This is a genomic window from Virgibacillus tibetensis (assembly GCF_036026595.1).
Classification (GTDB): domain Bacteria; phylum Bacillota; class Bacilli; order Bacillales; family Amphibacillaceae; genus Virgibacillus_P; species Virgibacillus_P tibetensis.
This window is the reverse complement of sequence record NZ_JARZFX010000004.1, coordinates 267429-293359: the sequence shown is the minus strand read 5'-3', so window position 1 is coordinate 293359 and position 25931 is coordinate 267429. Positions and strand designations below refer to the sequence as shown.

At 40.7% G+C, this 25931-nt stretch carries 24 protein-coding genes and 1 riboswitch; of the genes, 2 read left to right on the top strand and 22 right to left on the bottom strand.

All coding sequences use genetic code 11. The features are described 5' to 3' along the window. Positions 1 to 296: 296 nt before the first annotated feature. Positions 297 to 1568, top strand: coding sequence for a hypothetical protein (locus QGM71_RS11350; RefSeq protein WP_327607662.1), 1272 nt, complete (start codon positions 297 to 299; stop codon positions 1566 to 1568). Between the two features lie 43 nt (positions 1569 to 1611). Here the strand turns inward: QGM71_RS11350 and QGM71_RS11345 are convergent, their stop codons facing one another. The 4 genes from QGM71_RS11345 to QGM71_RS11330 form a co-directional block, all read right to left on the bottom strand. After that, complete coding sequence (locus QGM71_RS11345) at positions 1612 to 2655, bottom strand: ribonucleotide-diphosphate reductase subunit beta (RefSeq protein WP_327607661.1); 1044 nt, start codon at positions 2653 to 2655, stop codon at positions 1612 to 1614. Continuing rightward, on the bottom strand, positions 2636 to 3070 hold the full coding sequence (locus QGM71_RS11340; protein ID WP_327607660.1) for a flavodoxin: 435 nt from the start codon (positions 3068 to 3070) through the stop codon (positions 2636 to 2638). Before QGM71_RS11340 ends, QGM71_RS11345 begins: the two co-directional genes overlap by 20 nt. Beyond that, a complete protein-coding gene (locus QGM71_RS11335) occupies positions 3067 to 5301 on the bottom strand; it encodes a ribonucleoside-diphosphate reductase subunit alpha (protein WP_327607659.1) in 2235 nt (744 codons plus the stop codon). The genes QGM71_RS11340 and QGM71_RS11335 overlap by 4 nt, the downstream gene beginning before the upstream one ends. A 142-nt stretch (positions 5302 to 5443) precedes the next feature. Continuing rightward, positions 5444 to 5639, bottom strand: a riboswitch (cobalamin riboswitch). A gap of 103 nt (positions 5640 to 5742) precedes the next feature. Next, positions 5743 to 6648 carry a LysR family transcriptional regulator gene (locus tag QGM71_RS11330; protein WP_327607658.1) on the bottom strand — a complete coding sequence of 302 codons (906 nt, stop codon included), beginning with the start codon at positions 6646 to 6648 and terminating at the stop codon, positions 5743 to 5745. 159 nt (positions 6649 to 6807) lie between these two features. On the opposite strand from QGM71_RS11330, the gene gdhA reads away from it, so the two are divergent. Then, positions 6808 to 8193 carry an NADP-specific glutamate dehydrogenase gene (gdhA, locus tag QGM71_RS11325; protein ID WP_327607657.1) on the top strand — a complete coding sequence of 462 codons (1386 nt, stop codon included), beginning with the start codon at positions 6808 to 6810 and terminating at the stop codon, positions 8191 to 8193. Between the two features lie 312 nt (positions 8194 to 8505). On the opposite strand, the gene QGM71_RS11320 is transcribed toward gdhA, so the two are convergent. The 18 genes from QGM71_RS11320 to paaA all read right to left on the bottom strand — a co-directional run bounded on the left by QGM71_RS11320 (position 8506) and on the right by paaA (position 25855). Next, positions 8506 to 9300 carry an ABC transporter ATP-binding protein gene (locus QGM71_RS11320; protein ID WP_327607656.1) on the bottom strand — a complete coding sequence of 265 codons (795 nt, stop codon included), beginning with the start codon at positions 9298 to 9300 and terminating at the stop codon, positions 8506 to 8508. Position 9301: 1 nt separating this feature from the next. Continuing rightward, positions 9302 to 10288: an ABC transporter permease gene (locus QGM71_RS11315; protein ID WP_327607655.1), complete on the bottom strand. Its 987-nt coding sequence runs from the start codon at positions 10286 to 10288 to the stop codon at positions 9302 to 9304. Between the two features lie 310 nt (positions 10289 to 10598). Next, positions 10599 to 11585: an ABC transporter substrate-binding protein gene (locus QGM71_RS11310; protein ID WP_327607654.1), complete on the bottom strand. Its 987-nt coding sequence runs from the start codon at positions 11583 to 11585 to the stop codon at positions 10599 to 10601. Between the two features lie 199 nt (positions 11586 to 11784). Beyond that, positions 11785 to 13206 carry a dihydrolipoyl dehydrogenase gene (gene lpdA / locus QGM71_RS11305; RefSeq protein WP_327607653.1) on the bottom strand — a complete coding sequence of 474 codons (1422 nt, stop codon included), beginning with the start codon at positions 13204 to 13206 and terminating at the stop codon, positions 11785 to 11787. Then, positions 13207 to 14463 (bottom strand): dihydrolipoamide acetyltransferase family protein, encoded by a 1257-nt coding sequence (locus QGM71_RS11300; RefSeq protein ID WP_327607652.1) that lies wholly within the window; start codon positions 14461 to 14463, stop codon positions 13207 to 13209. A 24-nt stretch (positions 14464 to 14487) separates the two neighbouring features. After that, a complete protein-coding gene (locus QGM71_RS11295; protein ID WP_327607651.1) occupies positions 14488 to 15507 on the bottom strand; it encodes an alpha-ketoacid dehydrogenase subunit beta in 1020 nt (339 codons plus the stop codon). Between the two features lie 5 nt (positions 15508 to 15512). Beyond that, a complete protein-coding gene (pdhA, locus tag QGM71_RS11290; RefSeq protein WP_327607650.1) occupies positions 15513 to 16565 on the bottom strand; it encodes a pyruvate dehydrogenase (acetyl-transferring) E1 component subunit alpha in 1053 nt (350 codons plus the stop codon). Positions 16566 to 16583: 18 nt separating this feature from the next. After that, the gene (locus QGM71_RS11285) at positions 16584 to 17726 is read right to left on the bottom strand and encodes a Leu/Phe/Val dehydrogenase (protein ID WP_407703019.1); all 1143 of its coding nucleotides are present in this window, start codon (positions 17724 to 17726) and stop codon (positions 16584 to 16586) included. An 87-nt stretch (positions 17727 to 17813) separates the two neighbouring features. Beyond that, positions 17814 to 18203, bottom strand: coding sequence for a thioesterase family protein (locus QGM71_RS11280; RefSeq protein WP_327607648.1), 390 nt, complete (start codon positions 18201 to 18203; stop codon positions 17814 to 17816). Positions 18204 to 18437: 234 nt separating this feature from the next. Next, the gene (locus QGM71_RS11275; RefSeq protein WP_327607647.1) at positions 18438 to 19400 is read right to left on the bottom strand and encodes an NAD(P)H-dependent flavin oxidoreductase; all 963 of its coding nucleotides are present in this window, start codon (positions 19398 to 19400) and stop codon (positions 18438 to 18440) included. Positions 19401 to 19734: 334 nt separating this feature from the next. Next, positions 19735 to 21258, bottom strand: a complete 1524-nt coding sequence (locus QGM71_RS11270; protein ID WP_327607646.1) for an aldehyde dehydrogenase family protein — start codon at positions 21256 to 21258, stop codon at positions 19735 to 19737. 16 nt (positions 21259 to 21274) lie between these two features. Next, a complete protein-coding gene (locus QGM71_RS11265) occupies positions 21275 to 22057 on the bottom strand; it encodes an enoyl-CoA hydratase/isomerase family protein (protein WP_327607645.1) in 783 nt (260 codons plus the stop codon). A gap of 3 nt (positions 22058 to 22060) precedes the next feature. Beyond that, on the bottom strand, positions 22061 to 22834 hold the full coding sequence (locus tag QGM71_RS11260; RefSeq protein WP_327607644.1) for an enoyl-CoA hydratase-related protein: 774 nt from the start codon (positions 22832 to 22834) through the stop codon (positions 22061 to 22063). After that, positions 22824 to 23132 carry an EthD family reductase gene (locus QGM71_RS11255; protein WP_327607643.1) on the bottom strand — a complete coding sequence of 103 codons (309 nt, stop codon included), beginning with the start codon at positions 23130 to 23132 and terminating at the stop codon, positions 22824 to 22826. Before QGM71_RS11255 ends, QGM71_RS11260 begins: the two co-directional genes overlap by 11 nt. A 65-nt stretch (positions 23133 to 23197) precedes the next feature. Beyond that, entirely contained in the window at positions 23198 to 23731 is a 534-nt protein-coding gene (paaD, locus tag QGM71_RS11250; protein ID WP_327607642.1) for a 1,2-phenylacetyl-CoA epoxidase subunit PaaD, read from the bottom strand. A 26-nt stretch (positions 23732 to 23757) separates the two neighbouring features. Further along, a complete protein-coding gene (gene paaC / locus QGM71_RS11245) occupies positions 23758 to 24567 on the bottom strand; it encodes a 1,2-phenylacetyl-CoA epoxidase subunit PaaC (protein ID WP_327607641.1) in 810 nt (269 codons plus the stop codon). Continuing rightward, positions 24564 to 24923, bottom strand: coding sequence for a 1,2-phenylacetyl-CoA epoxidase subunit PaaB (gene paaB, locus QGM71_RS11240; RefSeq protein WP_327607640.1), 360 nt, complete (start codon positions 24921 to 24923; stop codon positions 24564 to 24566). Before paaB ends, paaC begins: the two co-directional genes overlap by 4 nt. Before the next feature lie 20 nt (positions 24924 to 24943). After that, complete coding sequence (gene paaA / locus QGM71_RS11235) at positions 24944 to 25855, bottom strand: 1,2-phenylacetyl-CoA epoxidase subunit PaaA (RefSeq protein WP_327607693.1); 912 nt, start codon at positions 25853 to 25855, stop codon at positions 24944 to 24946. Positions 25856 to 25931: the final 76 nt, after the last annotated feature.

Sequence of the window (25931 nt, the reverse complement as noted above, 5' to 3'; positions counted from 1 at the left end):
AAAGGTCTTCATCATGGTTATGAAGACTCCCTGGCGAGTCGATCACAAGTGAAAGTGTCTTCATCATGGTTATGAAGACTCCCTGGCGCCTCGATCACAGGTGAAAATGTCTTCATCGCGTTTATGAAGACTCCCTGGCGGTTTGATCATAGGTAAAAAAAGTATAAATGCATTTAATGTATAGCAACACTGCAGTGCTAATCTTTTAAAAAATAGCATTAGAGACGGCATAAATGTATGTGTTATTGGGTGAATGTTATACTAAAGAAAATTGCACAAAAGCGAGGGTTTTATTTATGAATGAAAAACTTGAGGAAATAATTGAGTATACAAAAGTGAAATTTAATTTAGATAACTATTATTTAAAAAGACATCATATCTTCCGTGAGAAAAGCAGCTTGCATCGTACTTCCTATTTGTTAAGCATGGAATGGTTTCCAAACGAAACAGACTACACAGATAGTGACTACAATCCTTCCGGGACTGCTGTAATTGATATAGATATCCATACCAATTCAGTAAAGCGAGCAATCTTTGCTCAAGATGTCTCATACGCAAGTCAGGCGGAATTCCTTGAACCCACTGACGATAATGAAAAAATTATTGAATGGGTTGAAGAAATGACTGGACTGGAATTCGGTCGTCAGTTTTTACTGTCCTATGAAGCAGAAGGCGCGGTCAGTTTCCAGGCTGCAGTAGATAATATTACTGTTTATCCAGTAGGTACCATTGAAGTGGAATTTAATGAAAATGGGCAACTTACCTTATTTTCTATTGACGGAGTTTTCCCTCACGAAGATCAAATTAAGTGGGAACCCTTCTCCCTTACACCTGATAAAGTCGAGCCTTTCGCACAAGCTCAGTCCAGGCTGCTTGAAGTGCCTTTGGAAGAAGAAGAAAAATGGTTTCCTGTTTATGCTATATCAACTGCTTTTATAACTAACAACGACAAGCGAATAATTTCATTTGAAGAAGTAGAAAAGCAGAAATCTTTTGTGAAAAAAGATGTAGTACTGGAGTGGGAACATCCAGTTGATGAAGCATTTATTCCTGCAGAAACTGATTTATCAACTGAAGTTTCTATTGAAGAAGCTATGGCCGATACAGATCACCCAGACAAGCTTCCATTAACAGAAGCGGACCAGGAAGAAGCTGTTGCAGAAACCAGATCCTTTTTACAACGTGTTTTCCCCGAAGATAGTGGCAAATGGTCATTAAAAGAACTTCGATATGAAAATGGGTATGTATATGCTGAACTCCAGCCTGTTTTACGTGATAACCGTGTCATTGTGCGTAAGCTTCAAGTTATTCTGGACGCGGATACCTATAAGGCTCTGAATTATATCGATACTATTGAGCTGCTGAATATGTTTCAGCATTTCGAAAGAGCTGATGAACCTACTACTAAACAGGGTCAAGCATTTGACAAACTTCGCGATCTCCTTGAAGTCACACCTGTATACGTATATGACAAAGATCAGGGAAGCTATATTCTATGTGGAAAGATCGATTGTGCACATGGGGTCGATGCTGTTACTGGCGAAGTAATTTTATTGGATGAACTATAAAGCAAAGAAATCGGCATGATGCCGATTTCTTTTTTATACCTTTTTAAAGATCATCAAATCCATTTAAGTCACTCGTCTTCGTATATTGTCTCGACTTTTGCTCAAAGAAATCTGTTTTCGTTCCGTCAAAGTTATCCACATAAGCACGAATCCATTTCATTGGGTTATCGACATGTTCTGGGTAAATGTCATTCAGGCCCATCATGCGTATCATTTTATTTGCCCGATATTTAATATAACCAGCCATTTCATCAAGATCTATACCCTCGACATCTTCCAATACGTACGTAGACCACTCAATTTCCAGCTCTACAGATTCTTTAAAATGATCGTAGACCCATGTTATCAATTCTTCCGAGTTATGTTCAGGGTTTTCTGCTAGCGTCGCACGAAATAACTCTGCGATGAACCGCCCATGCTCTAGCTCATCCCGGTTAATATAACTAATCATTGTTGAGGTACCAACCATTTTATTATGCCGCGCTAAATTATAGAAGAATGCAAAGCCTGAATAAAAGAACATTCCTTCCAATAAAGAAGTGTAGACAAGTGTTTTCAAAATATTTTCCACACTTGGGTCATCAACAAAATCGTTATATTGCTTAATTAAATTCTCATTCCTCTTTAGCAAAACAGGATCTTTTCTCCCCAGCTGAAACGCCTCGTTCTGTTCATCAAGTGATACGATGGATGATAATACATACGAATAGCTTTCATTATGAACCGCTTCCTGTTGTGCAATGACTGCCATAATGGATTGAACAGACGCATCTGTCGCATACAACGATAAAAGCAATGCAGTCCTTGTCTGTGGTCCATCTAATGTCGAGAGTAATCCAATTATTTTTAAATAAGCATCTTTTTCCGATTTGGTTAAGGAGGAGAACTGCTTTACATCTCCTGCCATGTTAACCTCATCTGCCTGCCAATAATTACCGATAAGCCGCTTATATATTTTATACCAATGTGGGTAAGCTATATCATTCCAGTTCAATATACCGCTTGATTCCCCACCGAATAGACCTGTAGATTTATTCGGATGCAGTGGCTCTAATGTTTTTGCTCTTTCAAGCAAGGTTTTTTGCATGATGTAGCACTCCTTCTACCCATTTACTTACTTTTTGTTCCTGGCTTCCTCTTGGGGACTGTTCAATTTTCAATCCAGCCCATTTACTGTCATAAAATGCAGCAAGCTTATCTACTGCTTTACAAAATAAATTGTCCCCGCCAAATTGGGTATCACCCGTCCCGAACACGGCAACATTTGCTGGTTTATACCCTACCTCCCAGACGAAGTCCTTGAATTCATCTGGTGTTTTCCCCATATCCCATGTAAAAGTTCCCATAAAAATATAATCATAATCAGAAGCATCAATCGGCGGGTCAATGCCGATTCGATGTCTATCAGTTTGAAAATCCTCTGTGACCAATTTGTTTGAAATAATCTCTGCTACTTCTTCCGTATTTCCGCTATAAGACAAATAAGCGATTAATGCCTTCAACTTTCACACCACTCACATTCTTCGACATCATTTGAGGTGGAACGAACATAGTACGTAGTTTTCAGACCTTCTCTCCATGCCTGAAGGTGAAGATCTAGTAGAACTGACGCCTTTATTGTGTTTGGCACATAAAAGTTAAATGAAAGGCTTTGGTCAATATGCTTCTGCCTTGCTGCATTTTGTTTAATCGACCAGCGCTGATCAAGAATATAAGCAGATCTCCGGTAATTATCATAGGTTTTATGTGAGAGATCAGGTGCCGTAGTTGGAATTTTAAAATCCTTTTTCTCCTCGTTGTAAAACGCTTTAAAGATCGGATCAATACTTGCAGTTGAGCCAGCTATCATTGCTGTTGTCGAGTTCGGGGCTACTGCCATCAGGTAGCCATTTCGCATCCCATTATCCTTTACCTCATTCATTAGCGATACCCATTTATCATCCGTATAGCCTTTTGCAGTAAAGTAGGATCCAGTACTCCACTTACTACCTTCAAAAGATGGATAAGCCCCTTTTTCCTTGCTTAACTCCATACTATTTTTCACGGTTAAATAAGCTATTCTTTCATACAATTCATCAGCGTATTCAACTGCATTTTCTGTTTCCCATTTAATGTTTTTAAGTGCGAGCAGGTGATGCCAGCCGAATGTCCCGAGTCCTATTGCCCGATACTTCTGATTGGTAAGTTGCGTCTGTTTAATAGGTAATGTATTTATATCGATTACATTATCCAGCATCCGAACCTGAATCTTTATTAATCGTTCCAGCACTTGATCTGGAACTGCTTTTCCTAGATTAATTGAGCTCAAATTACAAACGACATAATCGCCTGCCTTGTACTTTTTGACGATTGTATTTTCATTCTCAACGAATTCTTCCATAAACTCTGTCGGTGATTGATTCTGGGTAATTTCAGTACATAAATTAGAACAATAAATCATTCCTTTATGCTCATTACTGTTTTGCCTGTTGACTTCATCACGATAAAACATATATGGTGTGCCAGATTCAAGCTGTGATTTCATAATCCGTTTCATCAGGGCGATAGCAGGCACAGATTTTTTTGAAAGAAGATCGGATTCCACACACTCCTTATATTTCTTTCGCCACACTCCATCGCCTTTTTCTTCATCAAAGAAATCCTCCAAAGAATATCCCATAACCTGACGTACTTCATGCGGATCGAATAAATACCAATCCCCACGCTTGTCCACCTGCTCCATAAAATAATCCGGCAGGCATACACCTGTGAATATATCATGGGCACGCATACGTTCATCCCCGTTATTCAATTTAAGATCAAGGAAATTCTCAATATCAATATGCCATATATCTAAATAAATAGCGATTGCGCCTTTTCTTGTCCCCAGCTGGTCCACGTTAACTGCCGTGTTGTTTAATTGCTTAATCCATGGCACAACTCCGCTGGACATCCCTTTATAACCCTTAATCGCACTCCCGCGTCCGCGGATCTTCCCCATGTATACGCCAATGCCTCCCCCATTTTTGGAAAGCTTGGCAATATCGGTATTACTGTCATAAATCGATTGCAGGCTGTCATCCACAGTATCAATGAAACAACTGGACAATTGACCGTGTGTCTTACCTGCGTTAGTCAAGGTAGGGGTGGCGACCGTCATATATAGATTACTCAACGCCCAGTACGCTTCTGCCACATGCTGTTTACGGTGTGCAATGTCTTCATCCTGCATAAGGTACATTGCAATAACCATCCAACGCTCTTGTGGTAATTCGTATGTATTTTTATTATGATCTGTTGCAAGGTATCGTGTAGAGATGGTGTATAATCCTAAATAGTTAAATAGCAAATCTCTTTCCGGTTCCATTATTTTTTCAAAATAACTGACTTCTTCTTCTTCATATTTTTCAAGAATGTTTCCAGCATAAATACCCTTTTCAGTCAGCGTGCTAAGCAGGTCATAAAAATTGCCATAACGTGCCGCAGGATCATAGTCACGGTTTTCTGCTGCTTTTCGATATAGATCCTGTAAATATATTCTGCTTGCCAGAAAAGTCCATTCGGTATTTGCCTCATCAATATTTTCCAATGCATTTTTCACCAATACATCCGTAATTCGCTCCAGCGATGCGTCCGGTTGAATTGTTTTTAAAGCTTTTTCCTTATATTTTTCTGTATCGATGACTAAATCAACTGCTGCATTGTCAATAATTTGAATAAGATCCTCTTTATTCGTTGTAATCGTTGTAAGCATGATAGAACCTCCTTTAATATAAACCACGGTAAAATGGGGGTTAAACGTAAAAAAACCGCTCTTCCCCCTGGGTGAACGGTCATAAAACGACAGAATTCATCTATCTGGAACTCTATCGCTTCATCTTCTCTCACCCCGGAGAAATGAAACTACAAGTTTTGGCAGGTCTCCTGACTCGTGCTTCCAACCTACTAAAGCCCTTCCCGTAACGATGCCGCTAAGCACTCGATACAGTGGAATACTCGTTCGTCCACACTTACAGTTGCGGGGGCAGTTCCAGCATTTCACTGGATTCCCTTTTAAGACAGATAATTGTCACCTAACTTGTAACACTATATATAGTACTTGATTAGTATTAATTACCAATATATTGTATGTAAAGCCTATCATATTAAATAATAGAATGCAATCAAGAAACAATATTTTTATACATTTACACCATTAATTTTGAAAACTTTCCAACCGTTTGAAGAACTCTTGTAGAAATTCATAGAAAAGTTTCTCTGTTGGTAAAAGTTTACGATCTGCCGGTACGATAACTCCAACCGTTCGAGTAATACTCGGATCAGTAATAGGTATACTAACTGTTGCACGGGGCAAACTATCCACTAATGTAATTTCCGGGATTAGCGATACACCCAGCCCTGCGGAAACGAGCCCCTTAATTGCATCAATATCCTGGCCTTCAAACACGATTTCCGGCTCGAAGCCTTGTTGTTTACAGGTATCTGTAATCAGATCACGTAAAACATATCCTGAAGGAAACATAACAAATGGCTGCTTCCGCAATTGATTAAGCTTAACCGTCTTCTGGTCAGCAAGGGGATGGCTTACTGGTATAAGCCCTACAATATTTTCTGTAAATAGAATTGTTGCTCTCAATTTCTTTTTATTATCGGGAATAGGGCCTAGTATCGCCATATTAATATCCCCTTTTATAACGCCTTTTTCCAACTCATAATAAGAATCCTGCTTTAATTTAAATTTCACATGTGGATACCGATCTCTGAAAACCGAAATGGCTGTAGGTAAAATGTAAGTGGCTAGGCTTCCTGGAAAACCAATGTGGATGGTTCCTTTTTCTGGGTCCGTATATTCTTCTACAACTTGTCTGGCATCGTCAATTACATTGATTGCCTGCTCCATATGATCTAAAAAAACACGTCCTATTGGTGTTAGCCTTACATTACGTCCTTCTCGTACAAATAGGTCCACACCAAGCTCTGCCTCTAGATTAAAAACTTGGCGACTTACTGCAGACTGTGCTACATGTAAAGAATCAGCAGCTTCTGTAACATGCTCTCGCTTAGCAACTTCAATAAAATACTTAATTTGTCTTAATTCCAAGAACATCACCTCTATCTCTATTATCTCATATCAGCATTGATTATATCTACAATTCATATTGTTTAGATTGATTCCTTGCTGTAGAATTGTAACGGAATATTCTATAATTTACGTTTTATAGTGATACCTAATATATAAGAGGAGGTCCAAGTTGCCATTATGAATTTATTAAAAAATAAACAAGACGCAAATGACCTAACAGACGCACAAACGTATATGAATCAAGTTTATGAGTCGGTTGAAATACGTAATCCTAACGAAAAGGAATTTCTGCAAGCTGTCCGTTCCATCTTCAAATCCCTACTCCCTGTCTTCACTAAAAACCCTACATATATGGAAAAAGGTATATTAGAGCAACTCGTTGAACCAGAACGTGTAATAACCTTTCGTGTTCCATGGGTAGATGACAATGGTATGGTAAAAGTAAACCGTGGTTTTCGAGTGCAATACAATAGTGCACTTGGTCCCTATAAGGGTGGATTACGCTTTCATCCGTCCGTTAATTTAAGTATTGTAAAATTCCTGGGGCTACAGCAGACGCTTAAAAACTCGCTTACAGGGCAACCTATCGGCGGCGGAAAAGGTGGAGCTGACTTTGACCCAAAAGGGAAATCTGATAATGAGATCATGCGCTTTTGTCAAAGCTTCATGACTGAACTTGCAAAGTACATCGGTCCAGATACTGATATTCCAGCAGGTGACATTGGTGTTGGTGCTAAAGAGGTTGGATATATGTTTGGTCAGTATAAAAAGATCCGTGGCAGCTTTGAGGCAGGGGTTTTAACAGGAAAAGGCCTCGGTTATGGTGGCAGTCTCGCACGAAAAGAAGCAACCGGTTATGGTGCAATATACTTTGTTGAAGAGATGCTAAAGCAAAAAGGGTTGTCCCTCAATGGGAGCACGCTAGTTGTTTCTGGATCAGGAAATGTATCGATCTACGCTATGGAGAAGGCAATACAACTAGGTGCAAAGGTAGTTGCCTGCAGTGATTCTGATGGGTATATATTCGATGAGAATGGTATTGATATAAATACAATTAAACAAATTAAAGAAGAGGATAGCAACAGAATCAATGAATATTTATATACTCATCCTCAAGCCCAGTATTTCGATGGCTGTTCAGGCATCTGGTCCATTGCCTGTGATGTTGCGTTACCTTGTGCTACACAAAATGAAATTGATGAAAATGCTGCCACTCAGCTAGTGGCAAACGGCGTTAAAGCAATTGCTGAGGGAGCTAATATGCCTAATACGTCAGAAGCGATTGACGTGTTTCTGGATAACGGCATTTTAGTGGGACCATCTAAAGCTGTAAATGCTGGTGGTGTAGCGGTTTCCTCTCTGGAAATGGCACAAAACAGCATGCGAATGTCCTGGAGCTTTGAAGAAGTAGATGCACAGTTGCAGGGGATTATGAAAACCATTTATCAAAACTGCATCATTGCTGCAAAAGAATTTGATCAAGAGGGTAATCTTATAGCAGGTGCTAACATTGCAGGATTTCAAAAAGTAGCTGATGCAATGATGGAACAAGGTGTTGTTTAATTAAAAAATACGGTTGAGTGTATAAGTTCGCTCCGGCAGAATACTCCATCTTCCATGACACATGCTGTTTTGACGTACATTTCGTTCTAGTGTCGGCGTTGGTCATAGGTCTCGCAGACAGCCCGCTAGAATGCGAAGGGTATTTTCGTATCGGAGTCGCCAGTTTCGAATTACGTCGCAGTTTATATCAACAAATACTTTAGAAAACAGGATTAGCATGCGGTTATTTTATTTCGCATGTTTTTTCTGCTGTCTAAAAGTAAAAAACACAGGAACAAATATATGCTCCTGCACTCATATAACCTATAAGCCTTAACCTAATACTGCACGATCACTCTCAAACTGTTTTCCTCTTATTCGCTTAAATTCCTGAAGCAAGTCTTCAATAGTTAGATTGCGCTTTTCTTCCCCTTGCACGTCAAAAATGATTTGTCCTTTATCCATCATAATTAATCGGCTGCCTAAATCCAGTGCCTGTTGCATATTATGTGTCACCATTAGTGTGGTTAAGCCGAATTTACTTACGACATCTCTTGTAAGTTTTGTAATTAACTCTGCCCTGGATGGATCCAATGCAGCAGTGTGCTCATCCAGCAGCAAAATGTTTGGTTCAGTGAAAGTAGCCATTAATAGTGAAAGCGCCTGTCGTTCCCCACCAGAAAGAAAACCAACCTTGGCTGATAAGCGATCTTCCAACCCTAAATTCAATGTGGTCAAGTATTCTCTAAACAAATCTTTACGCTTTTTGGTCACTCCTGGTTTTAGCTTTCTTTTTTTATTTCGAGCATAAGCCATTGCTAAATTTTCTTCAATTGTCATTGACGGCGCTGTCCCTGCCATTGGGTCTTGAAATACGCGGCCTATAAAGGCAGAGCGCTTATATTCAGGCAGGTATACAACTTGCTTGTCATTAATAAATACATCACCAACGTCGGGTGCCTGGTTTCCGGATACCACGTTCATCAACGTTGACTTCCCGGCTCCATTACTTCCGATAACTGTAACGAATTCGCCTTTTTTCAATTCCAGATTAATGTCCTGTAATGCTTTCTTTTCATCTGGTGTACCTTCATTAAAAGTGGTTGAAATGTCCTTAATTTTAAGCATGCTATACCCCCTCTGCTTTTTGACGAGTTAGCATGGCACGTTTTTCCATTCGTCGCTTTTTTTCTTTCCGTGCCTGAAGTACTTTTGGTGCAACCAATGCTCCAATAACGAGTAAAGCCGTGATCAGCTTCATATCCCCTGTATCCAGGAAATCCACACGAAGTGCCAGGGTTACTACAACTCGGTAAATAATAGCCCCACCGATGACTGCTATTGTAGCTATTGCAATTGTTTTCGTACCAAACAGTGCCTCACCTATAATAACAGAGGCAAGACCGATAATGATCATTCCGATACCCATACCCACGTCAGCAAATCCCCCATGTTGTGCAATTAAAGCTCCTGACAATGCGACTAGTGCATTGGAAATCCCAATACCAGCTATAATCAGTGAATCGGTGTTAGCTGAAAGACTTCGGATCATTTTCTTATTATCTCCTGTAGCCCGAAGCGCCAGACCAACTTCTGTCTTTAAGTAGTAGTCTGTCAGCAATTTAATAAGAATTGTGATTATTATCATAACCAGCACAATTGACCATGTACCCGGTACCCGTTCCATACCCATTGATGTTAATAACCCATTTAAAAATGAGTCTATCCCAGTACCTTCCCAAGCAGATCGTAATTGTTTAAAAACAGTAGATTCATTTAAAAGAGATAACGTAGGTTGACCCATTATTCGTAAGTTAATAGAATAAAGAGCAATCATCATGAGAATCCCTGATAACAGAGCGTTAATTTTCCCTTTTGTGTGAAGCACCCCTGTTATGCAACCTGCCAGAAAACCAGCGAGTGCCGCCAGTAATGTAGCTATAACAGGAGGTACTCCATTCATAATTGAGATGGCAGCCACAGCAGCCCCCGTAACAAAACTTCCATCCACCGTTAAATCAGGAAAATCTAAAACGCGGAAGGACAAGTAAACTCCTAAAGCCATAATTGCATAAATTACTCCTGATTCTACCGCGCCAAATAGTGCAATAAACATGATGCTGTCCCCCTTCTCGCTCATTTTCCGAATAAAGAGGTTGGGACAAAAGAAGAATTATTCAGGAAAATCCGAACATTAATGCCTGAGCAAATGTACCGCTTCGGCAAAATACTCCGCTTTCCGTGGGCACGGCTTCAGCTAACTGTGTGAAGAAGAGCACTTCACACAGTGGATCTTCAGCTCGTGCTGTTCCCACAGGAGTCTGCGTATTTTGCCTACGCTAAGTTCCAATTGTTCGGATTCTCATTCTTCCCATTTAGTTATGTCCCAGCCTCTTTACTTAATCATTTCTCGTATAGTCTGTTCTTTATTCTGTCTCTATAAATTGTGCATCGTTATCCCATGCATCATTCCAGTCGATGCCCTGTTCTTCAGCTGCTTGCTTATTAATAAATAACTGAATCTCAGGTGGGTACTCTACAGGGAAATCCTTCGTTGTCTTATCACCTTTTAATATTTCCGCTGCCATTTCTCCTGTACGGTAACCAATTGTATGGTAATCAATTCCATAAGTAGCAAAACCGCCTTTAGCTAATGAATCGGGCTCTCCAACGATTAAAGGAATATCTTGTTCGTTAGCAACACCGACCACACTGTCCAAAGCGGATACAACCGTGTTATCTGTTACCACATAAATAACATCCGCTTCTCCAACTAATGTGGTTGCAGCCTGTTGTACTTCAGCGGAGTTAGCTACTGTTCGCTCTGTAAGATTCAGACTGGTCCCTTCAACTGCCGCCTGTACAGCTTCAATCTGTGTAACAGAGTTTTGTTCACCTGCATTATAAATTAGTCCTACCGTAGATCCTTCAAAATACGTGTCAATAAAAGTAACCGTTTCTTTAATTGCATCAGGATGAAGATCCACTACACCGGTAATATTATCACCAGGTTCATCCATCGCGTCCACCAGTCCTGCATCCACTGCATCTGTAACAGATGTAAAGACTATCGGGATATCACTAGTCGCCTGTAAAGCTCCTAGTGCACTTGGAGTAGAATTGGCAAATATCAAATCTACATTATCTGCTACAAAGTTATCAGCAATAGGCTTCACATTATTTTGATCCCCTTGGGCACTTTGCAGATCATACTCCACATTTAAACCTGCATCCGCCAACGCTTCCTTAAAACCTTCGTAGGCCGCATCAAGTGAAGGGTGCTCAACGATCTGGGTCGCCCCTATTTTGTATGTTTCCCCGTCCGACTCTGATGAGGCATCATCCGAGCCACATGCAGCCAACACTATTCCACTAACTGCCAACAACATTAATAATTGTAGCCATTTTCTCATTTTATTTTCCCCCTTTTTTTATATAAAAATTAAGAAAATTATAACACAGTGAGTGATTTAATCAAGTAGTAATTTTGTACTAGCCAGAATCGTGAGAGCTAAGCATTAGCAACGATGATTGGAAATCTGTTGGCATTACACTATGAATGCGTTTTTAGGTCTTCTAAGCTCACTTAAAAGAAAAATCCTCACGAATTAGTTATTGCTTCTGCGGTGTAATGTGTATTGCATGTCCGATTAACGATTCTACTGCCTCCATTAAGCCTTCATTCATACTAGGATGAGCATAGTTTGGGAATATAACATCCTCTTCCTTACCTGCCATTTCAAGTAACTGAACAAACACAGCTGACAATTCTACAGCCCCTTCACCTATCATGTGAACCCCTAGGATAAGATCATTACGCGTGTCAGTAATTACTTTTATAAAGCCATCACGCTGATTGGATATCATTGCATATCCATTACTACCGATAGGGAATTGGCTGATGCGGGCAACTAGACCATGGTCGTGCACCTCCTTTTCAGTCAGTCCCACCGATGCTATTGGTGGAATTGTATGAGCAACAACAGGCAGAAAGGTTAAATCTACTTCCGGATTGCCACCAGCAATAGATTCAACTGCCGCTTTACCTTGTTTGATCGCTTTTACTGCGAGCAATGGACCTTCTGTAACATCACCAATGGCGTAAATCGAAGGAAGTGAAGTTTGCATCCTGTGATTTATCACAATTGACCCTTTATCTGTTTGCTTCATACCAAGCCTGCCTATTCCCAATTCATTTACATTTGGCTTTTTCTCGCCAATTGCAACTAAATGTGTACCCTCTACCGTTTGTTTCGTTTGTTTATCATCAGCGAAGGTAATCCTAATATCTTTTTCTGTTTCTTCAACTGCCTGAATAACCACTTGCTTTTTCACCTGAATTTTTTTCCGTTTAAGGAGACGTTTCAGTTCTTTATTAATAGATTTATCAAATAGAAAATCTTCATCCTCCCTCATAAGAATAGTTACCTTAGAGCCAAAAGATGCATAGCTTGAAGCTATTTCAAGTGAAATATAATCGCTGCCATAAATAATTAAGTGTTCAGGCAAATGCGGAAGCTCAAAGATTTCATAGGAAAGGAATATACGGCTGCTGTTTCCTGATAACTCGGCAGGGTATTTTGTTGTACTCCCTGTTGCTATAATGGCCTGTTTAAACACATATACATCAAATTGATGTCCATTTTCCACACCAATACGATCTTCTGTAAGGAAGGATGCCTTCCCTTCAATAAGTTCAATTTTATTTGCTTTACAAAGGGCTTCCACACCACTTCGCAGCTGATCTGTCACCTTTGTTTTATATGCCATTAATTTCTTTATATCAAAACTGGTATTACCTGTGTGAATTCCAAGTTCTTTTAAATGTACGAGCTCTGCATTCTTTTTAGCAGCGTGCGTCCACACTTTGGATGGGATACAACCCTTATTTAAACAAACGCCACCCATATCTTCTGTTTCAATAAGGGTAACTTCTAATCCCAGCTGTGCGGCTCTAATTGCAGCATTGTAGCCCCCAGGACCTCCTCCAATAATGACAAGATCCCTTTCCTGACTAATTTCACCTACAACCATTTATATCATCTCCAGCATCAGGTTATTAGGACGCTCAATTAACTTGGAAAAGCGATTTGTAAAAGCTACAGCGCTCGCTCCATCGGCAACCCGGTGATCGAACGCCATCGATAGAGTCATTATCTGCCGGATGACAATTTCATCCTTCTCATTAACAACAGGCATTTTTTTGGTTTTATGAAAAGCGATCAACGCTGTTTCAGGATAGTTAATAATTGGTGTTGCACCAGTGCTCCCAAGAGGACCAACATTACTAACAGTAAATGTACTATTTTTTAGATCACCAGGATTGAGTTGGCCGGTTTTTGCTTTTTCAGTTAATTGTTTCATGTTTCCGTGAATATCTGCAATCGATTTTTTATCGGCGTTATGTACTACAGGAACAATCAAACCTTCTGACGTGTCTGTTGCCATCCCAATATGATATTCTTTTTTCAAAATGATTCTTTCGTTCTCTTCATCGAGTTCTGCATTAAATACCGGAAAGTCCTTCAACGCAATCACCAGTGCTTTTACAAGAAATGCTGGAACGGAAATGGCAATACCTTGTTCTTTCAACTCCTGGCGCAGTTCAAATAATCTCGTCATGTCCACTTCGTCAAAGTGTGTAACATGAGGAATGGTAAATAGGGATTTTGTCATTTTCCTGGCAATCTGCTTGCGAATACCACGAAAGGGGATTTCATCCGGTGCTGACTCAACAATTAATGTTGTGCTTTCTTCTATAGAAGGCTTTGAATTATTTGATTCTGCTTGTTCGGTATTTTTACCTGGTATCTGCTGACTCTTTATAAATTTGTAAATATCTTCTTCCGTAACTCTTCCAGATGGATCTGCGGCTTTCACTTCTTCAATATTAATGTGATTATCTCGTGCGATTTTACGTGTGTAAGGTGTGGCTAGTATGCGATTAAACGTGGAGGTCGGTGTTTTCTTAGTTTCCTTCATATCGGAAACAGCGACTGTTTGGGTGGGTTTTATTGTTTGAGTTGGCTGTTGCCCTTGGTCTGTATGCTGTGTATGTGCTGCTTCAATTAATAAAAGTGTTGTTCCGACTCTAACCGTTTCCCCGGTTTGTATAACTATTTCTTTAATAGTTCCGACTCCAGGTGAAGGTAATTCTGCCACCATCTTGTCCGTTTGCACCTCAACAAGAGGCTGATCTGTTGTCACCTGATCTCCTTCTTTTACAAGATAGTGAACAATTTCCCCTTCTGTCATTCCTTCTCCAATATCATGCAATTTTACTTCCAGCAATACGTTCACCCCCAAGATTGTTTTTTAAAATTTTACAGTCTTTTCAATACCTGCAAGAACACGCTTTGGTGTAGGGAGATAATGTTCCTCCAAAGCAAAGAATGGAACCGGAACATCAAATCCTGTTACACGCTCAATCGGCGCTTTCAAATACAGGAAGGACGTATCGTTAATGACTGATACAATATCATTTCCAAGTCCACTAGTTGCATGTGCTTCATGTATTACAACAGCTCTACCTGTTTTTTTCACTGATTCAGCAATGATATCGCGATCCATCGGGTATAACGTTCTCAGGTCAATTACATCACAACTTATTCCCTTTTCCTCTGCCTGATCTGCCGCTTTTTCCGCAACTGGAATCATTGCACCCCATGCGATGATGGTTACATCTTCCCCTTGCCGCAGTTTCATCCCATTACCAATTTTAATAGTATATTTTTCAACAGGGATCTCTTGCCTGGATGAACGGTAATTTCTCATTGGCTCCAAAAATAAGACCGGGTCTGGATCTTCTATTGCAGCAATAAGAAGCCCCTTTGCATCATATGGATTGGAGGGGCATACTACTTTAATTCCTGGCATATGAGTAAAAAGAGCCTCTGCACTATCTGAATGCACTTCTGGTGCTCGAATACCCGCACCATAAGGTGCCCTGATAACCATTGGCACAGAAAAACGTCCCATTGTTTTCATTCGTATACGAGAAACATGTGTCATAATTTGGTCGTAGGCTGGATAAATAAACCCCATAAACTGCATCTCCGCAATGGGCTTAAATCCATTTATCGCAAGGCCGACAGAGGTTCCAATAATACCTGATTCTGATAAAGGCGTATCCACTACTCTATCTTCCCCGAATTGCGCCTGCAGTCCTTCCGTTGCTCGAAAGACCCCACCATTTCTACCAATGTCTTCACCAAGTATAATTGTGGTTTCATCTGACTCAAGCATAGTTTTCATCCCATCATTAATTGCTTGAACCATCGTCAATAATGCAGTTTCATTCTTTTTATGAGGTGTTTCCTTGAGTTTCATTGTCATATTACTCACTCCTTTAGAAGTTCAAGATATGATTCTTTTTGTTCAACTAATTGTGCAGGAAGCTCAGCAAATACATGATCAAACATATCTTCTGCTCTTGCTTCTGAAAATTGCTCCATTGCAGTTACAGCTGCTTCTATTTCTTCATTCAATTCTGCTTCCATCTTTGAATTGGCTTCTTTATCCCAATAGCCATTGTTCTTCATAAACCTTTCTAATCGCAGAAGTGGGTCAACAATATCCTTCCCTTGTTCGCCAGGTCGATATTTCGAAGGGTCATCAGCTGTCGTGTGGGCACCTGCCCGCCATGTAACAGACTCAATCAATGTAGGCCCTTTACCGCTGCGTGCTGCATCTATCGCTTTCTTCGTTTCAAAATAAACAGCAAAACAATCGTTTCCATCAATCCGGACTCCAGGTATACTATAAGCTACTGCCTTTTGGGCTATGGTTTTTGAATTCATTTGCTTTTCGATGGGAACAGATATTGCATAGCCGTTGTTTTGATTAAAGAATACGGTGGGAGTTTTAAAGACACTGGCAAAGTTCAGACCTTCGTGAAAATCACCCTCTGACGTTGCACCGTCACCAAAATAAGCAATTGCAATATTAGTCGTCTTTTTTCTCTTTTCTGCCCAGGAAGCTCCAACCGCATGAGGAATTTGGGTAGCAATTGGAACTGCAGGTGGAAAAATATTCTTCCCATCCGGAGGTACACATCCCTCTACTCGACCATTCCAATATAGAAACATCCTTGTCATATCTGCACCATATGTTAATGTTGCGCCATGATCACGGTAGGTTGGGAAAATCCAATCATCGGAACCAAGTGCAAGGGCACTGCCCACCTGGGAAGCCTCCTGCCCCTCAAATGGAGGATATGTTCCAATTCTCCCTTGACGCTGTAAGCTAATAGCCTTTCTATCAAATGCCCTAATTCTGCACATATGAAAGTAGAGATGCCGGGCTAATTTTGCATCTATAAGATCAGTATAAGAAGTGTCGATGAAGTTTCCTTGATCATCAATAATTTGCTTCACTGGATAACTTGCTTCCATTTAATTACCCCCGTATGTTTAGTTTCTAATATTCCACTTTGGCTTTAATGAAGCACTATAGAAGCTATTTCTTTTTGCCCTGTTCATCATTGTTTTTTCACAAATTCTGTCTGCTGCTTCCACTGTAGTAATTCGATGGCGTTCTGCTTCCTGGTAAACTTGCAGAATGATATTATAAATTTCCTTTGTTTTTAGGAGCACTCTTTCTTTATTTGCTCCATATAGTTCATCAGCGACCTGGATAAGTCCCCCTGAATTAATAATATAATCAGGAGCATACAGTATGCCTTTCTCGGCTAGCACCCTGCCATGCTTCCCTGCTAATAATTGATTGTTTGCGGATCCTGCAATTGCTTTTACTTTAAATTGACTGATTGTGTCGTCATTTATGACACCACCAAACGCACATGGAACGAATACATCAGCCTCTTGAGAATAAATTTCGTTGCTCGCCACTACCTTTACCGACCCGGCTGCAGATTCTGCTCTAAGTTCTATCTGCTGCAATCTATCCTCATTAATATCCGTTACATAGAGATCGGCTCCTTCTTCCAGAAGCCCTTCTGCTACTTTATAACCAACTTTCCCAAGCCCTTGTATAGCATAAGTAACTCCGTGAAGCTGCGTTCTGCCGAACAGCATCTTATTTGTTGCTTTCAGACCATTCAGTACTCCTATTGCCGTAGGTACAGATGAATCTCCTCCTCCGCCATACGCTTCTGGAACACCTACTATATTGTTCGTTTCACGCATCGCATGAATAAAATCCTCCATATCCGTACCCATGTCTGTACCTGTATAAAATCGGCCACCGAGAGAGTCAACAAATTGGCCAAATGAACGGAATAATTCTGGTGTTTTATCTGTGAGGGGGTCTCCGATAATGACTGCTTTACCACCACCGAAATCTACATCTGCTGCTGCACACTTATAGCTCATACCTTTTGATAAACGCAATACATCAATAAGTGCTTCATCAAAACTGTTGTAAGGTTGCATTCTGCAGCCCCCAAGTGCTGGGCCAAGTGTTGTGTTATGTATAGCGATTATCGCTTTTAAACCACTGGAAGGATCATTGCAAAACACTACTTGTTCATGTTCCGACATTCGGTCAAGAAGAAGAAAGTCATTATTAACAGGTGTTTCTTTCATTAAGCTCATCATTCATCCCCCATTGTAAGTAAATCCCCGTGAATTCCTCAGCTGAGCAGTCGTCAAAACGGCTATATACGTTCTATCTCCATAATGCTATATGATTGATAATTTTTTACGAATGAGTTCCTTAGGTAATATAACTTGCTTCACTTCTCCTTTTCCTATCAAACCATGTTCATTGAAAGCCTCTACTTTTGTAATAACCTGTTCCTTCTTGTGTTCAATTAGAGTAGCCGTTAGGGACACGAATGAATGTAGAGGGGAGGGGCTGATATGTTTTAGTTCAACTGCTGCTCCCATACCTTCCTCATGTTCCTCTAAAAATGGGAGGATTATTTTTCTGGAAACCCATTCCATATGATAGACCATTGCAACCGTTGAATACACGGGATGTACAACCGTACCTTCAAAACTGGCAAACATCTCTTCTGTTACTTCGATTTTAATGGTTTCCTGCCTGCCAATCGCCATGCCTGGTTTCATATCATCACTCCTGTGCGTCATTAAACGAATTACTTCTTATATTCACTATGTATATGCTGTTAAATCACTTCATAGTATTACAGCAAACCTCTCCTTATATAAAGCGCTTACATTTTTACTGTTATTTACTTGTATAACGTTATTTATACGTTATTTTAACATTACGTAATATAGTAGTCAATATATATTTTGAAAACTCATTATTTTGAAAGAACTTACTTTAGAAGATTTTTATTAATGAATATATCCGTCAAATAGTCGTGCTGTTTGGTTTATTTGTTTCTTAGCTTCTTCCATCATTTCATCCAGCAATTCCTTAACAGTTGGTATGTTATTGATTAACCCTGTCACTTGTCCGCTGTTCAGAAACCCATTTTTCAAATCTCCTTCAAGTGCTCCTTTGGCATGTAGTACCTCAGAAGTTAAGACACGATATTCGTCTGGCGTTATTCCCTCTTTTTCCTGGTTAAGTATTCTTTCAGCATAAGGTGTCTTTAATATTCGCCTTACTTGTCCAACCGTTCTTCCCACAATAATTGTTTCCGTCCCTTCTGCTTTGACTAGACGATTCTTATAACTATCATGAAACGGAGCTTCCTTCGTAGCAATGAAACGAGTCCCTAATTGAACACCACTTGCACCCAGCACAAAGGCAGCAGCTAACCCCTTGCCATTACCAACCCCGCCTGCAGCTAAAACAGGAATTGAAACATGCTGAACAATTTGTGGAATTAAAGTAAAGGTTGTCAGCTCTAAGTCAGAATTAATCCCTGCAGCTTCAAAACCTTCCGCTACTAGCACATCCGCCCCTGCATCTTCGGCTTTTAAAGCATGCTTAACTGATGCAACGAGTACAATAACTTTGATACCCTTTTCGCGAAGTATTGGAATATAGGGTGATGGGTTGCCAGCGGAAAGAGATACGATTGGTATGTTATGTTTCACTACCAATTGGACTAACTTATCAGGATGAGGTGATACACTAAGGGCAATGTTCACCGCAAAAGGCTTGTCTGTAAGAATCTTTGTGGCTAGAATAATCTCTTCTACCTCACTAGCTGTCATTGTTCCACAACCTATCGTTCCAAGACCTCCAGCTTCGGAAACAGCACTTGTAAGCTTTGCATTGCTAATGTTTCCCATCCCTCCTTGAATGATAGGGTATTTAATATCGAGCAAATCAAACACATGGGTCATCGTATACCCTCCTCCTGTTTTATTTCCTAATAAATTATGGGGCTCTCTTTTTACGGAATGCATTCAATGCCTCTCGACGTTCTTCTGTAAGGTCGTAATTAGCTGTTGCTTTTCCTGCATGAGTCGACTGCCTGCAGGGAAACGTAACCATCCAAAAGCACTCTGAACCGTGGTCTTCAAACTGTTCCGACGACGTCTTAGTATCAGCATTGGTCATAGGATCTGTCCGAAGACCCCGGAAGAAGTGCTGTTGCTTTTTCGAGGAGGCTTTGAGCCGTGCCCATGAAAAGAGAAGTATTCTCCCGGAGCAAATCTAGCACATTAATGAACTGGACTAGACTCCAAACGGATTTAGAGGTTTCGAACCGTAATAGGATAGAACACTTTTATCTTCCATATAAAGGTCTAACGTTTCTACAGTAAGTTCCCTGCCAAACCCGGATTGCTTATATCCTCCAAATGGTGTCCCTGGAAAGGCAGAGAATGGGCTGTTGACCATTACAATTCCAGCTTGGATTTGATGAGCTACTCGTGTTGCTCTTCCTTGGTTTGTTGTCCATATTGCTGAACCCAGCCCATATTTCGTGTCATTCGCACGGCGTATAACATCCTTTTCATCTGTGAACTTTTCTACAACAACTACAGGACCAAAGATCTCTTCCTTTACAGCCTTCATCTCTGGTGTTACGTCAGTAATAACCGTCGGCTCATACCAGTGTCCGTTTTCAAATCCTTCAATTTCCGCTACTTTCCCGCCAGTGGCAATTGTTGCTCCATCTTCTTTTGCCGACTGGACATACCCGTCGATAATTTCCAATTGTTCCTTGCTGATAATGGAACCAAGGTGTGTTCCCTTATCAAATGGATCGCCTACTTGCAGCTTTTCCGTTTTAGCAATGAATTGTTCCATAAATTCATCATAAATCGATTCATGCACAAACATTCGTGACCGTGCCTCACAAGACTGCCCCGTGTTAAAGAAAATACCGAAGAGAGATCCAGGTACCGCTGCGTCTAAATCAGCATCCTCGAAAACAATATTGGGTGATTTCCCGCCCAGTTCAAGCGTAAGTCGTTTTAATGTTTGCGATGCCTTTTCCATAATGTCTTTTCCAGTTGGTGTCGAGCCTGTAAAAGCAACCTTATTGACGTCTTCATGCTTTACGAGATAGTCACCAATGACAGCACCTGAACCTGGAATGGTATTAACAACGCCTTCTGGAACCCCTGCTTCATGACAGATTTCATTAAGAATAATTGCAGTAATTGGTGTCAGACTTGCTGGTTTTAAAACAACAGAACAGCCTGCTGCAATGGCAGGTGCTATCTTCCAGGCTGCCATCATCATTGGATAGTTCCATGGAATGATTTGCGCACAAACGCCAACTGGTTCTTTATGTGTATAGTTAAAAAATCCATACGGCATATTATTTACTACTCCTCGATGCCCAACAATTGCACCAGCATAAAACTCAAAATCCTCGATAGACTGATTGATTTGAACCTGAGCTGCACCTACAGACTTCCCGCTGTTCAAGACCTCTATTTCGACAAGTTCCTTAAACCGTTCACGCATTAATGCCGCAATTTTATTCAGTACACGCGAGCGCTTTCCAACCGGATACTTGCGCCATTTTCCATTATCAAAAGCATTTCTGGCGGCCTGTACAGCTCTTTCAGCATCTTCCTCACTAGCTTTTGCTACAGTTGCCAGTACTTCGCCCTTTGCCGGATCGTAAGTTTTAAATACTTCCTTCGTATTGCCTTCCACACGTTCTCCATTTATTATCATCGAATAATGCTCACGCCTCATTGTTCCAACTTCTGTTATTGCTTCTTTTGTAACTGTATTTTCCATTTCATCACTCCTCCTGTTAATTTCCGGTAAACTTCGGTTGGCGTTTTTCCTTAAAAGCCTGCATTCCCTCGTGATGATCACTGCTCATGCCTGCAATACGCTGTGCCTGCGCCTCTCTTTCCAACACTTCATCAAATGGAAGATGCATGCCATCCATTGTATAGCGTTTGATTAAAGAAAAAGTTTTCGTTGGCATTGCTGCTAAATTTCCAGCAAATCGCGCTACCCCTTCGTCCCACTCCTCTGTTTCAATCATTTCCGTCGCCAGTCCGTATTGGACTGCCTCTTCTCCTGAAATCGGCTTACCAAGGACAGCGACTTCCAGTGCCTTTGCGTATCCAATCATTCGAGGAAGAACATATAAGAAACCGGAATCTGGCAGTAAACCTATACTCATGAAAGCACTAATGAATTTAGTTTTTGGTTGAACTATGCGAAAATCAGCTGCCAAAGCCAAGCTCATCCCTGCGCCTGCTGCTGTACCATTGATTGCAGCTACAATCGGCTTGGGTGTCTGTTTCATGACTTTCATCATGGGGTGGTAACGGCTTCGAAGAAATTCTGCATGATCGGTATCCTCATCTACATCAGATAAATCCTGACCAGCACAGAAGGCCTTCCCTTCCCCAGTTAAAACAATACATCTGACCGAATCATCTTTACTTGCTGCCTTTAACGCTCGAATAATCTCTTGGTTCATTTTTACCGTAAAGGCATTATAGGATGACGGTCTATTTAATGTTATCGTTGCAACTCCAAAACCTATCGAATATTTAATTGTTTGATAGTCTTTGTCCATTTTCTACACCCCTTTAAAAGAAGGTGAACGCTTTTCTTTAAATGCATGCATGCCCTCTTTTTGGTCCTGTGAGGCGAATGATAGATAGAAGTTTTTGCGTTCCAGCTTGAACCCCTCCATTAAGGTTGTATCACCAGCAGCGTTAACTGCTTCTTTGATCAGACGAAGGGATATAGGTGCCTGATCAGCTAGCTGACTCGCAAGTCTCATAGCCTCTTCTGTAACCAGCGCGTCTGCAACCACTCGATTAATAACGCCACAACGCAATGCCTCTTCAGCGCTCATAGACTTACCCAGCCAAATCCATTCAAGCGCTTTTGCCCGCCCCATCAATCTTGTTAATAATTGGGTTCCTCCCGCACCTGGCATTACCCCAAGTGTTACCTCAGGAAATCCAAATTCAGCGTTCTCTCCTGCCAGTATAAGATCACAGTGAAGTGCCAGCTCAAATCCCCCACCTAATGCAAATCCGTTCACGGCTGCAATCGTTGGCTTTTTAATTAATGTCATACGATCCCAGTCAGCAAATGGGTCTGCGAGTTCCAAGGACAATGGTGTTTCGTCCATCATTTCCTCTATGTCTGCTCCAGCTGCAAATGCTTTCTTATTTCCTTTTAATAAAATGATGCGAATAGTTTCGTCACGGTCAAATGCCTCCATTTGTTCAACAATTTCCTTGACCATATGTCTGTTTAATGCATTTGCAACTTCCGGGCGATTTAACTGAATTACTCCAATCTTCCCCTCCGTAAAAACGTGAATATGTTTAGTCGTCATTTAATTCCTCACCAATCATTAATGTAACGATGTCGCCCGCAAACTTCATTACGTCCCTGCCAGAGGCCTTTCCTTCATCTGTTTTCATTGCATTTTGCAGTGATTCATGGTCATCATAAAACATTTCACAAAGTAAGTAATAGTCGCTCCTTCCCATTGGCGAACCTACAATTTTCGTTACTTTCATTTCTCTTAATCCAGGTATTTTTTTAGTAATGGGTGTGTGTGTATTAAAATAATGCTCATCGAATTTCTCTTTATTTTCCGGTTGTTTATACAAAGCTATTAGTTTAACCATTTTAAAACTCCTCCCAAATTTTCTTTACTAGATTGTTATTCAAAAAGTCCGGTAAAAATGATTTATCAAGGTTCTTCGCTCACTTCTGGTCCCTTGTAAATGAAATTCGTATAACTAACTACTGGTTTCATTGCCTCAAACGGATTTTTACAAGAATTGCAATATAAAATACTCCTACAGGCTGTTGGACCAAATACATTTTCCATCGAGGTATAATCAGATTCACAAAACGGGCAATCAACAGTCCACGCTTCCCCATGCCGATAATTTTCAGGTGGCGGAGAAATACCATGTTTTTTTAATTGCTCTTTCCCTCTACTGGTTATAGCATCCGTAGACCATTGATGCTGAAATGAAAAATGAACCTCACACTCCTCCACCCAATTGAGTTGTTCTACAGCTTTTTTCACATTTAATTCAATAAAATCCAGGGCTGGACACCCAGCAAAAGTAGGTACCATTGTGATAAAGATCCTTCCCTTATCTGTTGAAATCTTATGAACCATTCCAAGATCTAAAACGCTGACTGAAGGGAGCTCTGGATCATCAACTGTTTTCAGTACAGCCAGAACCTCCTCTTGACCTTGTTCATAACCCATGTTCAACCCCCCCTTATCTAAATGACTTACCATACTGCTTCGGTATCGCTGTTGTATACCTCAGCAAAGGTTTCAAGAGCATGCTTTAAATCCGCTGTATGCTCCCCGTTCCTTCCACAACCCAGCTTTTTACTGATTGTACGGGATGGCGGATTGTTCAGTGTTGCTGTAACCTCCTTCAGCCACTTCGCTTTCAGATCTCCAGCAATTAACTCAAACTCTTTCATTCTCTTCTTTTCTGGTCCCAGTTCAAACGCATCTCCAAATTCATTCCATGCCTGTTCTATACGTGCCTGAATTCTTGTTTGTGCATCTTCAGTAGAATCCTGCAGTTGTTTCAGCCACATTTTCCAATGTGCCAGATGATAGGGTTGTTCCATTAATACCTTTTGAGCTATATTAGCCAACGGTTGATAGGAAGATAATGCAACCGCTTCCAATTTAACCTTCTTAAATACTTCATAAAAGTAATTTCGAACCACCGTAAGTGCCCAATCATAGTAAGGTTCATCCAAGTAGGAACCTTCCCCATTTCTTTTCTCAAGATAAATTGAGTTCCGCCTCTCCTCAGGAGAGCGCTCGTGTGCAAGTGCATCGGCATCTCCTGCTCCAAGTTCTTCCAAAAGATTGTAATACATAACCGCGTGTCCCATCGTGTTTTGTGTAATAGAAGAGTAGGCAACATCTGCTTCAATATGCGGTGCCAGCCCTAACCATTCTGACCCCCGGAATGAAACGATGAAATCATCATCTGCTAATTGGTAAAGAAGTTCAGTCAACGCTTTTAAATAAGAGGTGTCTTTCATAGCTTGTTCTGCCGTTTCAATGACTGTCATGTTCCTTTCACCTCTTTCCAGGACATGATTTCTTTCTCATCCAGCATACCCTGTTCTTTTTCACGCCACTTCTTCCTTAAATAGCCATAGCCTTTCGTTGTGCGGTAATCTTTATTATTTAACCGCTTTGTCCATTGCTCACGCTCTTGACTGTTCATGGAACGAATATTAGTACGTTTTACAACCCACACATCGATTACATCTTCTCGGCGCATAAAGTTTTCCTGAGCCATACTAAGTGCCATTTCTTCATTAGGAGCAAGCAAACTGAACTGGTGCTGAATTGGTGACTTGACACTTCTCTTACTGAATACTTCATACTCTTGATAGAATCCGGACTCCTCATTTTTCCCCAATATTATCGCTCCTTCCCCAATTAGTGAGTCGCTGGCTGCGGTGCAAGTGCCTTCCTAACCCAGCTGTTATTTTCATATGCGATCTCCCTCAAACGTAATCGCTCCTTGGACCGCGGCCCTTTATTCCTAATAATTTGTTTAAATTCCTGCCAATCCGGCTGTTGGTAAGCCCATTTCCCTGTGTCTTCATCGTATCTAACAGATTTATCCGGGACAGTTAATCCTAACGAGAAAACGCGAGGTAAATATTTATCCAGGAAAGCTAAACGTAATTCTTCATTCGTGCTTTTGCGAATGCCATATTTTATCATGACATCTTGCTTAGAAGATCCCGTTGTTGCTGCTGTGCTCGGCCCAAAGAACATTAATAAAGAGGGCCACCAGCGATTAAGCGATTCCTGTAATATTTCCCGTTGATATGGCGTACCTTCAGCCAATGCCATTATAATTGCTTCCCCGTGCTGAGCGTGAAAGACTTCCTCTGCACAAATTCTCTGAAGTGCCCTTTGATAGGGACCGTATGAAGCATCGAGCATATTCGTTTGTGAAATGATTGCCGCACCATCTACCAGCCAACCGACCATGCCGGCATCAGCCCATGTCTTTGTAGGCATATGGAATACATTATGAAACTTTAAATCCCCATTTAATAAATCTTGAATAAGATCCTCTCTGTTCTTTCCATAAGGCTTCATTAAATCTTCTGTTACTCTTAAAAGAAGCTGTCCATGCCCCATCTCATCCTGGACCTTAGCCATAATTCCCAGTTTTCTTTTTAAAGTAGGCGCTTTAGGTACCCACTCCTTTTCTGGCAATGCCCCCATAATCTCACTAATACCGTGCATGGAAATAAGTTTAATAAGTGCTTGACGGTACTCTTCAGGCATCCAATCATCTGCTTCTATTTTCTCCCCTGCTTCAATTCGGTTCATAAATGCATTGTATTTATTTGTATCTTTTTCTACATAAGCAGTCGTTTTCGAGTCTCCGTCTTCAACGTAGTTATAC